General features: G+C 40.5%; 9 protein-coding genes. 6 read left to right on the top strand and 3 right to left on the bottom strand.

Translation table 11 applies throughout. The features are described from left to right. Nucleotides 1–76: 76 nt before the first annotated feature. The 3 genes from D2V08_RS16835 (at nt 77) to D2V08_RS16825 (ending at nt 3,583) form a co-directional block, all read left to right on the top strand. Nucleotides 77–1,051, top strand: a complete 975-nt coding sequence (locus D2V08_RS16835) for a carbon-nitrogen hydrolase family protein (protein ID WP_245980611.1) — start codon at nt 77–79, stop codon at nt 1,049–1,051. A 140-nt stretch (nt 1,052–1,191) separates the two neighbouring features. Beyond that, entirely contained in the window at nt 1,192–2,835 is a 1,644-nt protein-coding gene (locus tag D2V08_RS16830) for an AMP-binding protein (RefSeq protein ID WP_119609594.1), read from the top strand. Nucleotides 2,836–2,959: 124 nt separating this feature from the next. Then, nucleotides 2,960–3,583 (top strand): class I SAM-dependent methyltransferase, encoded by a 624-nt coding sequence (locus D2V08_RS16825; RefSeq protein WP_119609593.1) that lies wholly within the window; start codon nt 2,960–2,962, stop codon nt 3,581–3,583. 121 nt (nt 3,584–3,704) lie between these two features. Here D2V08_RS16825 and D2V08_RS16820 read toward each other — a convergent pair whose 3' ends face one another. Then, nucleotides 3,705–6,116 (bottom strand): glycoside hydrolase family 3 C-terminal domain-containing protein, encoded by a 2,412-nt coding sequence (locus D2V08_RS16820; RefSeq protein WP_119609592.1) that lies wholly within the window; start codon nt 6,114–6,116, stop codon nt 3,705–3,707. Between the two features lie 83 nt (nt 6,117–6,199). Here D2V08_RS16820 and D2V08_RS16815 point away from each other — a divergent pair, with 83 nt between their 5' ends. The 3 genes from D2V08_RS16815 (at nt 6,200) to D2V08_RS16805 (ending at nt 9,246) form a co-directional block, all read left to right on the top strand. Beyond that, nucleotides 6,200–6,913 carry an NUDIX hydrolase gene (locus D2V08_RS16815; RefSeq protein WP_119609591.1) on the top strand — a complete coding sequence of 238 codons (714 nt, stop codon included), beginning with the start codon at nt 6,200–6,202 and terminating at the stop codon, nt 6,911–6,913. A 70-nt stretch (nt 6,914–6,983) separates the two neighbouring features. Then, nucleotides 6,984–8,666 (top strand): N-acyl-D-amino-acid deacylase family protein, encoded by a 1,683-nt coding sequence (locus D2V08_RS16810; protein ID WP_119609590.1) that lies wholly within the window; start codon nt 6,984–6,986, stop codon nt 8,664–8,666. A 13-nt stretch (nt 8,667–8,679) separates the two neighbouring features. Then, a complete protein-coding gene (locus tag D2V08_RS16805; protein ID WP_220473414.1) occupies nt 8,680–9,246 on the top strand; it encodes a hypothetical protein in 567 nt (188 codons plus the stop codon). 131 nt (nt 9,247–9,377) lie between these two features. Here D2V08_RS16805 and D2V08_RS16800 read toward each other — a convergent pair whose 3' ends face one another. Together D2V08_RS16800 and D2V08_RS16795 are read right to left on the bottom strand one after the other, a co-directional pair. Then, nucleotides 9,378–10,613 (bottom strand): glycosyltransferase, encoded by a 1,236-nt coding sequence (locus D2V08_RS16800; RefSeq protein WP_119609588.1) that lies wholly within the window; start codon nt 10,611–10,613, stop codon nt 9,378–9,380. Nucleotides 10,614–10,726: 113 nt separating this feature from the next. Then, nucleotides 10,727–12,238: a DEAD/DEAH box helicase gene (locus tag D2V08_RS16795; RefSeq protein WP_119609587.1), complete on the bottom strand. Its 1,512-nt coding sequence runs from the start codon at nt 12,236–12,238 to the stop codon at nt 10,727–10,729. Nucleotides 12,239–12,337: the final 99 nt, after the last annotated feature.

Here is a 12,337-nt window from a genome sequence, read left to right as displayed (position 1 = left end):
ATAATGCCTATAGTTTCAAACCAATAGTAAAATAGATACTACCTTGGTTTTATATTGGCTTGGATTTTAATAAATCATGAAAGAATCAATGATAAAAGATAATCAACTTAAAGTAGCGATGGCACAGATTGCTCCTGTTTGGCTGAACAAGGAGAAAACCATTGAAAAAATAAAGTCCTGCATAATTGAAGCCGGGGAAAGTAGCTGTGAACTTATCGTTTTTGGTGAAGCTTTATTACCAGGTTATCCCTTTTGGGTTTCCATTACGAATGGCTCTGAGTTTGATTCAACGTATCAAAAAAAACTATTTGCGTATTATGCCAACAATTCAGTTCAAATAGATAATGGTGACCTCGACGAACTTTGCTCGTTAGCTAAAAAGAATAAAATAGCTGTGTATTTGGGAATTATTGAAAGACCAAAAAACCGTGGTGGGCATAGCTTATATTGTTCTTTGGTATATATCGATGCTGCTGGCACGATAAAATCGGTTCACAGAAAACTACAACCCACGTATGAGGAACGACTGGTTTGGTCGCCTGGAGATGGTAATGGTTTACAAACCCATGACCTAAAACAATTCACAGTGGGTGGTTTAAACTGTTGGGAAAATTGGATGCCACTTTCAAGAACTGCACTGTACGGATTGGGAGAAAACCTGCACATTGCGGTTTGGCCCGGTTCTGACTTCAACACGAGGGACATTACCCGGTTCATAGCAAGGGAATCCCGCTCCTATGTTATTTCCGTGTCAAGTTTAATGCGTAAAACTGACATAACTATAGATATACCAGGTTTTGAAAGGATGCTTGAAAATGCCCCTGATGTTTTGAGCAACGGAGGCTCATGTATCGCGGCTCCATCGGGCGAATGGATTTTGGAACCTGTCATTGAAAAGGAAGGACTTATTACATGCATCATAGATTTTAATAAGGTGTTGGAAGAACGACAAAACTTTGACCCTGTGGGACATTATTCTAGACCAGATATCACAAAATTGTCCGTTAATAGGGAGAGGCAATCTGTGGTGAAATTTGAAGAGCAAAAGTAAAAATCATTGTTCTTAGCTACTTGTTTTTGAATAAACTAGAATGGAAATTATTGAATTATTGGTTGTTTTAACCTCCCTTAGGGTTTTGTTTGGTCAAGACAAAAAGGTATCTTTAATTACAAACCAACCGCCAGACTATTATGAACACTTTTCAAACTCCGCTGGAAGCTTTTTCGCATTGGTTGCAAAAAGATTCAGATTATATTTTTTTACGCCAACCCATCAATCGTAAGTTTATTGAGTATACACGGCAAATAGCCTATGATCAAGCCTTGTGCATTGCCGGAGCCTTGCACAGCATGGGATTAAAACAAGGTGACCATGTTGCGTTGCTCTCCAAAAACTGTGCGCATTGGTTTATGGCCGACTTGGCTATTATGCTAGGCGGGTTTATTTCGGTACCCCTCTATCCTACCTTGGACAAGGAAAGTATCAACGAAATATTGATTCATAGTGAAAGTAAGGCCGTCATCGTGGGCAAATTGGATAATTATGAAGCCCAAAAACCCGGCATACCCAATATTCCAAAAATTGGGGTGGCTCTTTATGGAATTCAAGAAACATATACATGGGAGGATATTGTTAAAACCCCCACTGATTTTCAACCATTTGAACAGAACCCAGAGGACCTTATTACCATTATGTACACCTCAGGTACTACAGGGAACCCAAAAGGCGTAATGCACAGGGTCAAATCTTTTAACCAGGTGGCAAGTACTGGGGTTGAGATTTTAGAGATTAAAAACCAGTCAAAAATGTTCTCCTATTTGCCCTTGTCCCATATTGCGGAGCGGATTGGGATAGAAATGGTATGTTTTTATACGGGAAGTACAGCAAGTTTTCCCGAATCTTTGGAAACCTTTGCAGAAGACTTGGGCTCTGTTAAACCCAATACCTTTTTTGCGGTTCCCAGAATTTGGCAAAAGTTCCAAGAAGGAGTTTTAAATAAAATTCCACAAAAGAAATTGGACAGGTTATTAGGAATTCCCATCATCAATGGTATTGTCAAAAAGAAGATTGTAGGCAAATTAGGTTTGACCGAAGCTTCCTTCTGTGCATCGGGAGCAGCGCCACTAGCTCTTAGTCTTCAAGAATGGTACAAGAAATTGGGAATTGAAATCAAGCAGTGCTATGGGATGACGGAAGATTGTATCCTGTCACATTTTAACCTTCCTAGAACCAATAAATTTGGAACCGTGGGCAAGCCCGTACCTGGGGTGGTTTCAAAATTGTCGCCAGAAGGTGAAATTCTAATAAAAAGTGATTGTCTTATGGTGGGGTATTACAAATCCCCTGACCAAACAAAGGCAATGTTCACCGAAGATGGGTTTTTAAAAACAGGTGATCTTGGGGAATTTGACCATGATGGGTTTTTATCGATTGTTGGACGGATAAAAGACCAATTTAAGACGGATAAAGGAAAGTACGTGACCCCCTCACCAATTGAATTGGAGTTGACCAAAAACACTGACTTGGAACACATTTGTTTGGTAGGTACCGGAATCTCACAGCCCATAGTTTTAATTATTCCTTCGGAAGCTGGATGGGCCAAAGGCAGGGAAGTTTTAAGTAAATCCATCCTAGAGTCTGTGGATGCCTTAAACCCTAAGTTAAAAAAACACGAGAAAATCGAGAAAGCGGTCGTTATGAAAGAACATTGGACTGTAGATAATGGTTTGATGACGCCATCTATGAAGATCAGGAGAAATCGTATTGAAGCCATTCACCAGCCTATGTATTTGGATTGGTTCTCGAGAGAAGAACGCGTGGTCTATGAAAGCTGACAATAATGGAACTTGAACATTTATTGTTAATCCATTTTCCAATATGTTGTGTTGGAAGAAAATGTAAGTTTCTCCAAGTTTTTCGTTTAATTTTAGGGTCTAATTGATTTACGAAATTAATGCTATGGAAAGTGATTGGCTTAACATGTGGAATGCCAAATTTGGGCAGAAAGAATATGCTTATGGAACCCAACCCAACGACTATTTAAAAGAAAAACTGGGGACCCTGCCGGCAGGCTCCATTCTTTTCCCTGCCGAGGGTGAAGGACGTAATGCCGTTTACGCTGCTCAATTAGGGTGGAAAGTCTCCGCTTTTGACATTAGCGAAGAAGGACAAAAGAAGGCTTTGAAACTGGCCAAGAAGAAACAGGTTTCAATTGATTACGAAATCGGGGAATTGGCCAACTTGGGATATAAACCGGAACAGTTTGATGCTATTGCTTTGATCTATGCCCACTTTCCTCCAAATATCCGTTCCAATTACCATAAATTGCTCCACACCTACTTAAAAAAAGGCGGAACTATCATTTTTGAAGCTTTTAGCAAGGCTCATTTGGACTACAAAAAGAAAAATCCCAATGTAGGTGGTCCAGGCAGCCCGGATTATTTGTTTTCGATGGAAGAATTACAATCCGATTTTTCCGATTATGAAATCTTGGACCTTAAACAAACGACCGTACAGCTTAACGAGGGAGATGGTCATGTGGGAACAGGTTCTGTAATTCGTTTTTTAGGTAGGAAGCACTAATTACCCCTGAGCTTTATTCTCCAATAGCCGATAAGACCAATTTTTCCTTTAAATCATAAAATTAAAATTCAGGCAATTATTATTGCCTGAATTCTTTTCTAAACTTTGGGGGACTACCTAATTAAATTTTTATTTGCACTGACCTTTTAATGTTTCTGGACGAAGCCCCAGCCTTTATTACATAGCTGCCAGGCTCCAAGGTCCATTGAGAACTTTTTTCGTTCCAATACTGAAGACTTTTTACGGGTATGTTTACTTCAAGCGTGTCTGTTGCTCCTGTAGATAACTCTGAGGTTTTAGCGAATCCTTTAAGTTCTTGCTCTGGTCTGTCTATTTGAGTGGAATCTTTGGATACATAGAATTGAACCACTTCTTTCCCGGTCACATCACCGATATTGGTCACGGGTAAAGTCACTTTGAGCGAATCGTTTTCATAGACCAATTCCATATCCCCATACTCAAAATCGGTATAGGAAAGTCCATATCCGAAGGGATAGGAAACATCTAAATCTGCTTTATCAAAATGACGGTATCCTACGTAAATCCCCTCTTCATAATTGGTGTAATCTACATTTTCCACCATTTCATCTTCAGGAACTTCATCTTTGCCAAATAGCATATCCATCATTTGCATGGGCATTCCGTTCTGGGGAAAGTTGGCGTTGCTCGCATGATCATCAATATGCATCGGGAACGTCATGGTCAATTTTCCACTGGGGTTAACATTGCCATTTAGGATATCCGCGACGGCATTTCCGCCTTCCTGCCCGCCTTGCCATGCCAATACAATGGCATCGGGTTGATTTTTCCAAGAAGCGGTTTCGATAACTCCTCCAATGTTCAAAACCACAATAACTTTTTTGTTTACAGCATGAAAGGCTTCACAGGCTGCACTCAACATCTTTTTTTCTGCTTCTGAAAGAAGAAAATCATCCTCGACTACTCTATCTCCGCCTTCTCCACTGTTTCGACCAATGGTAATAATTGCCAAATCACTATCGTTGGCAATATCTTGCATCATAGCATCATCATACGACATTTCTGGAGGAAGGTATGGGTTGAACATGGCCGACATGCCTTCTGGTTTTATAAATGCTTCTGGATTGGCATTTTTATGCTTTTGGTAGACTTCTTTTGCTTTTTGATTTACGGAAAACCCAGTATTGGCAAGCCCTTCTTCCAGAGAAACTGTGTAGGCTTCATTTACATCCCCTGAACCTGTTCCTCCTGCAATAAAATCATAGGAATAAACACCAATAAGTGCTACGTTTTTACCTTTTTGCAATGGCAATGTATCGTCATTTTTTAGTAAAACTATGCCTTCGGATGCCGATTTCCTGGTGATTTCGGCATGTGCTTCTAAATCTGGGTTTTCACCATAGGTGTAATCCGTCATCTTTTTGCTTTTCAAAGCCAAAGTCAGAATTCTTTTAACTGAAGTGTCCACGGCATCCATGTCCAAAGTACCATCTTCATAACCTTTGGTAAGGGCTTTCCATTGCTTCTTGGTTCCAGGTTCTAAAAGGTCGTTTCCTGCATTAATCATTGCGACAGCATCGTTCCCACCAAACCAGTCGGACATTACTAGTCCTTCAAAGCCCCAATCATCCCGCAAGATATCGGTCAACAAATCCCTACTTTCAGCAGTATAGGTCCCATTGACTTTATTATAAGAAGACATAATGGTCCAAGGTTGGGCATCTTCCACAATAATTTCGAACCCTTTCAGGTAAATTTCGCGCATGGCTCGGTCAGAAACCCGAGTGTCGTTATAGTTTCTGTTGGTCTCTTGATTATTGGCCACAAAATGTTTTACCGAAGTTCCAATTCCGTTGGATTCAATACCATTTACCATGGCCGCTCCAATTTTACCGGTTAACAAAGGATCTTCGGAATAGTATTCAAAGTTTCTTCCACAAAACGGGTGACGGTGAATATTGGCACCTGGCCCAAGAATTACATCAATTCCGTATTCCAATGCTTCGTTGCCCATGGCATCTCCCACACTATAAACCAATTCGGTATTCCAAGTAGAGGCTAAAAGCGTAGCAATAGGAAAAGCAGTAGCATAAAATGTCCGATCAACCCCTTCCCGAGTTGGTTCAATACGAAGTCCTGCAGGGCCGTCGGACAGGTTTATGGCAGGAATACCCAATCTAGGGGTGGCGACAATGGTGCCAACCACACCGGGAATGCCCTCTTCGGGGTCGACCATGCCCATACCGGATGCCATTCCGGAACCTTTTAGAATATGGATTTTTTCTTCCACGGTCATTTGAGAAAGTAGGTCCACTACTCTATCCTCAATGGAGGCTCTATCATCTTCATACACATCCAATGCCCCATTATCATTACGGTCTAAAAAGGTGTATCCATCAATAGTAAGTTCTGGAATTTCCGTTTTTTCCGTATAATCATCTTCAAAGCTCAAAAATTGTGAGCTTACATACCACCATCCCAGTAGTCCTCCTATAATTAAGATTACAAGAATGACTCCTAAAGTCTTTAAAGTAATTCGAAGTGCTTTTTTCATCGTTGTTTAGTTTGTGACAATAAGTCACAAATATAAACATCATTTTTTTGTGGCAAAGTGACACAAATCATTATTTTTGTTATATGGACTTTCAGGAATTCATTGAACAAGGAGAAAAGCTTTTTTTACCAAACCTATCGGTCGATATGGTAATCATTGGATTTCATGAGGGTGAACTCAAGTGCCTCCTGCTTAAAATTGGGGATAAATGGCTACTGCCAGGAGGATATGTTTTTCGAACAGAGTCCGTAGAAAATGCCACAGTTAGAATATTAAGGGAGCGTACTGGACTCAAAGATCCGCATTTTAAATTTTTGTCCGTATTCGGTGGTGAAGACCGAAAATTCACTGAGGAATGGAAACAATTTTTTGTAGAGAATAATCTTCCCTTTAAAGAAAATACTTGGTTAAACGACCGCTTTGTGACGCTGGCGCATTATTCCTTGGTAGATTTTGAAAAGACCAAACCGGTTATAGGCAATTTTGATGAAGCTTTTGCGTGGTTTAATTTAGATGAGCTTCCCAAGATGTGGATGGATCACAAAGAAATAGTGCTAACAGCCAAAAACCGTTTAAAAGAAGATATTCAGCACGAGCAATTAACATACAACCTTCTGCCCAAGGAGTTTACCATGCCACAATTACATGGATTGCACCAGACCATTTTGGGTGAAAAATTGGATCGTAGCCGTTTTCAGAAAAAGATGATTGCTTCAGGAGCTTTTGAACGCTTGCCTAAACTTCAAAAAGACTCTCCTGGACGAAAACCCTTCCAATACCGAGTAAAAAAAGCCTAGAGCTAGTGAGTCCCTCTTGGGTTTGCGATTTAAATAGTATAACTTGGTTATCTCACTAAATAACCAAACTATGAAACCAACCTATTATTTCCCATTACTTGCTGCGCTATTCATTTTTGTAGGCTGTTCCCAATCCGAAAATTATGATATCCTCATTAAAAATGGACAAATTGTAGACGGGTCCGGAACACTCTCTTATATCGGTGATGTTGGTATCAACGCCGATACCATTGCCGCTGTTGGCGATTTGGGGGATGCTACGGGAACCCAAGAGATTGATGCTACTGGTTTGGCCGTCGCTCCTGGATTTATCAATATGTTGAGCTGGGCCACAGAATCCTTAATTGAAGATGGAAGGTCCATGGCCGATATAAAACAAGGGGTGACATTGGAAGTTTTTGGCGAAGGTTGGTCTATGGGGCCACTCAACGAATCCATGAAGAAGCAAGAACAAGAGAGCCAAGGAGATATCCAATACGACATCGAATGGAACAGCTTGAATGAATATTTGGAATACCTGACCACAAAGGGAGTTTCGCCCAATGTGGCCTCTTTTGTAGGTGCAACCACTTTACGCATAAACATGGTAGGCTATGAAGACCGTGCCCCTACTCCACAGGAAATGGACTCCATGAAACTGATGGTAAAACAGGCTATGGAAGAAGGTGCTTTGGGCGTAGGTTCATCTTTGATTTACGCACCTGCTTTTTATTCCAGTACCGATGAACTGATTGAACTCTGCAAAGTAGCGGCGGAGTATGATGGTATGTACATCAGTCATATGCGCAGCGAGGGTTCTCGTTTATTGGAAAGTTTGGATGAGTTGATTTGGATTGCGGATGAAGCTGGAATACGTGCCGAAATCTATCACCTAAAACAAAGTGGAAAGGAAAATTGGGACAAGTTTGATGATGTCGTGGCCAAAGTAGACTCTGCCAATGCTGCTGGATTGCACATTACTGCAGACATGTACAACTATGTCGCTGGGGCCACAGGTTTGGATGCATCTATGCCGCCATGGGTGCAAGAAGGTGGGTATGATAAATGGGCAGAGCGCTTGCAGGACCCTAAGATTCGCAAGAGGGTAAAAGAAGAAATGACTACGCCAACAGATGAATGGGAAAGTTTGATGCAGGCTGCAGGCGACCCAAGTAAAATCCTTTTGGTAGGGTTCAAAAACGACACATTGAAACATTACACAGGCAAAACATTGAAAGAAGTAACGGAAATACGCGGTACCTCACCTGAGGAAACCGCGATGGATTTGGTAGTGCAAGATGGCAGTCGTGTGGGCACCATCTATTTTTTGATGTCCGAAGAGAATGTAAAAAAACAAATTGCCCTACCATGGATGAGTTTTGGCTCCGATGCCGGTTCGCCAGCTACCGAAGGTGTTTTCTTAAAGTCTAGCACACACCCAAGAACCTATGGGAACTTTGCTCGTTTATTGGGCAAATATGTACGGGATGAAAAGGTAATTTCCTTGGAAGAAGCCGTACACAAATTATCTCAATTGCCAGCGACCAATCTTAAAATACAAAAACGGGGCAGCCTTACCGAAGGGAATTATGCTGATGTAGTGCTTTTTGACCCTGAAACGATTAATGACAAGGCCAGTTTTGAAGACCCTCATCAATATTCTGAAGGGATGCAACATGTTTTTGTAAACGGCACGCAAGTATTGAAAGATGGTGAACATACCGGGAAAACACCTGGGCAAGTGGTACATGGACCTGGGTATAAAAAGAATTGAGGAATATACTATTGTGAAAAAAGCTTTTCTTTTTTTAATCCTGGTATTACCACTATGTGGTTTTTCACAGCACAAGAGTTCGCAATTTGTCTTATTTGATGTGGAGTTTACCTATACCAAGCAAGATGCAGATACTTCTACACCGAGCAAGTCCCATGATCAATTAGGTCCTAATGTTCCCAAAGATTGGACAAGTCCTGTAGATTTCCGTAATGGAACAGTTCATATCCGTATTGATGTCTTGGACAAACCACCCGGTAACGAACCTACCAAATGGACGCTTTGTTATATTCCTAACCAAGGGCAAGGAAACGGGTATGGCTGCACTTCCTCCGATTTATTTTTGGAAGAGGGGGTTTATGAAAAAGAGGTTTTAATGACCGAATTCTGGGAAAATGAGTCCATAATTTGGAAGGAAGGCATCAAACAAATGGATTTGGTCATCAAAGATGATAGTGGTGGACAGGGCCATGCGCACAAAAGGAAGGATCATGAAAAATTTTTCCCCACCAAAGTGCGAATAACCATGGTGCAAGTTGCCAAAGGCGCAGAGTATGACCCGCCCATACTAAAACCTTGAGATTCAAATTTTGGCACTTGAGCTGTTGAAAACGCCAGATTTTGGCTAAATTTCTTACTTGTACTGAACTTAATTCAGTATCACTGGATATAAATCAATAAAACGAATTTATATCCTTAACGATAACGAAATTACTTCCTATTTTTCTCTTCAATCCATTTGGCCATATACTTGGTGCTGGACATGGTTTGTTGTTGTAGCAGCTTTCCTATAAAATTTGATTGCCGATGGGTTTCCAAAGCGATGCGAAGTTGATGCAACCGATCTTTTAATTGGTTTTGCAAAACTTCTTTTTTATAAAAAGTTTGTAGCAATTTGATTCCATTTTGTTGGGCATTGTGCCAAGTAGTTTGGTTTTGGTGCAATTCCACAGCAGCTTGAACAAACTCATCCCAATTATCAGTAATACTACCATTCCAGGCCAGGTTACCATGCATGCCTTCAGCACCAATGGTAGTCGTAACACTTGGAGTGCCTGTTTTCATCGCATCCAGTAACTTTCCCTTAATGCCTGCCCCAAATTGTAGCGGTGCCAGTAACACCCTTGCATTTTGGAGAACATTATCCACATTTTTCGCCCAACCGTTCACATGAAAACCCGTGTTGGGACTGTGCACTTCATTCACTTGTTGTGGTAAATAAGCGCCATATATATGGATTTTAGCTTCTGGAAGCTGCTTTCGTATTCGGGGCCAAATCTCTTGCTTTAAAACCCTTACAGCATCCACATTGGGAGCATGCTTACCATTACCAATGCTTACAAAACCACTTCGTATTTCAAAAGGAGTAAATTTCTCTTTAAATATTTCTGAAACATCAACCATAAAAGGCAAATGACACAACAACTCGGCCGGAACATGGAGTTCTTGCTGTAAAATTTCCATTTCGTAGGTGGAAATCATCAAACTCAAATCACAACGATAGATACTGGCCACTTCTCGTAAGGTCATTGGGTGGTTTTTCCAATCTTCTATCCTAAAGGAATGATTTTTTTTATGAGCTTCTTCCCTACTCTTGCGTAAGGCGTGCAGATCTTCGGTGTTTAAAATACGTAAAGCTTCAGGGGCAAATTCTGCCACTCGCCATCCAAATTGTTCTTCAATCATAAAACGGTCGAACAATACTACATCAGGAGCTAGTTCCTGTATAAATCCATCAAAACTGGAATGGTTGAGCCGTATAGCAACTTCCTTAATCCCCATTTTTTGTAAATCCAAACTGTACTCCGTTTTACTGGCGGTACTGGCAAAGGTGATTTCGTAATCAAAGCATAGAAAGGCTTCCAATAACTGCTGCATGCGGCATCCAGCGCCCGTTGTACTTGGCTCTGGCCAGACATAACCGATTACGAGGAGCTTTTTTGACATGTGGGTAAAATTACGAAGTTGGAACTACAAAGTTCAAGTGCAAGTGCAAACTCAAGTTGAAGTATCAAAATGGAAAACAAACAATCCAATAATCCAACCGTCCAAGAATCCAATTACATCCTCGCTGCAAACATTTTGGAAATACTGGAACGGAGTTTTCGCTCATAGTCTTCCTCCAACCACTCTTTGTAGTTTTTGGTATTGTTCATAATGCAATAGGAATACTGTTTTACGCGATACTGGATTTCATCCTTTAATTCTTTGGCCAAAATACGAGCATCAAAAACATCTTCACTGTTTTCCACACATATTTGTGCGTGTTGCTCAATACTTTTTTCCAATACAACCTTGGATTTTTGTCCTTGTGCAAATATCTTTTTGTACTCTGCTTTTACATCAAAAGTTATATTGTCAGATTTACTAAACTTGGCACGAAGTTCATCTGGCATTTCATAGACAAATTCACGCTCAATTTCTTCATCATTTTTAATGTTCTCTAGATAAAAGTCCGGGAAGTGAAAGATTTCCTGCCAGTCTATCGGTGCATCCCAAGGTCCAAAACGAGCTAAGTTGTTACCCATATCAATCACATTGAACTTATCCTTGTTGGGCAAAACCCTGGAACCCCTACCAATCATTTGAAAATATAGCGTAAGGGAACGTGTTGCCCGATTCAGAATAATGGATTCCACTGTAGGTTCATCAAAACCAGTGGTAAGAATACTAACCGAAGTTAGAATAGCATCTGGGGTCTCTGAAAACCACTCTAGAATCTCTTTTCGTTCCGTAGCTGTGTTTTTATTGTCCAAATGCCGAACATTGTACCCCGCCTTTTTAAAGGTTTCGTATACATACAGTGAGGTATTGATACCATTATTGAAAATCAATGTTTTGGTACCCTTTGCAATCTCTTCATAGGCAGTGAGCAATTTACCCAACATGCTATGGGCGCTGTAAAACTCATCAGAAGATTTTACTGTATAATCCCCATTGATACCTAACTTTAAGGTACGAAGGCTTACATCGTAATTATAAAGATTGGCCTTGGCCAAAAACTGTTTATCTATTAACGATTTGATGGACTCCCCTATAATCAAATGTTTATAGTTGTCTTTCATGGGAAGTTTGATGTTGGAACTCAATGGAGTTGCCGTTACCCCCAAAATGGTAGAATCCTCAAAATATTTGAAAAGTTTTCTAAAGGAATTATAGTGGGCCTCATCGATAATGACCAGCCCAATATTATTGATTTTCACCTTTTCTTCCTGTAAACGATTGTTCAGTGTCTCCACCATCGCCACAAAACACATGTAGTCGTCCTGATCGTACAGTTCCTTGACTTCGCTATTGATGACTTTATTGGCAACACCGAACCCATGGAGCATTTTGGAAGTTTGCTTACTAAGCTCGATACGGTGTGTAAGTACCATCACCTTCTTGCCGGTCTGCTCAATAAACCGTCTGGTTATCTCAGAAAACACTACGGTTTTACCACCTCCAGTGGGCAATTGATACAAAATATTGGTGCCTGGAGGAAGCTTCTCCAAATGTTTGAAGATTTTGTTCAGATCTTCTTCCTGATAATCGTATAAAGTTTTCTTCTTAACTGTTTTGTTTACTTCCAAAGGAAAAATGGCATTATGGATTCTTAAATAAAAAACCTTACAAAATTAGAGGTTTTTTGTGCGTGAGACCAATACTCGAAGGCTTTTCTATCAAAATTG

Source organism: Flagellimonas lutimaris, assembly GCF_003581615.1.
Lineage (GTDB): Bacteria > Bacteroidota > Bacteroidia > Flavobacteriales > Flavobacteriaceae > Flagellimonas > Flagellimonas lutimaris.
The sequence above is the reverse complement of the archived record's forward strand: the minus strand, read 5'-3'. Positions and strand labels throughout refer to the sequence as shown.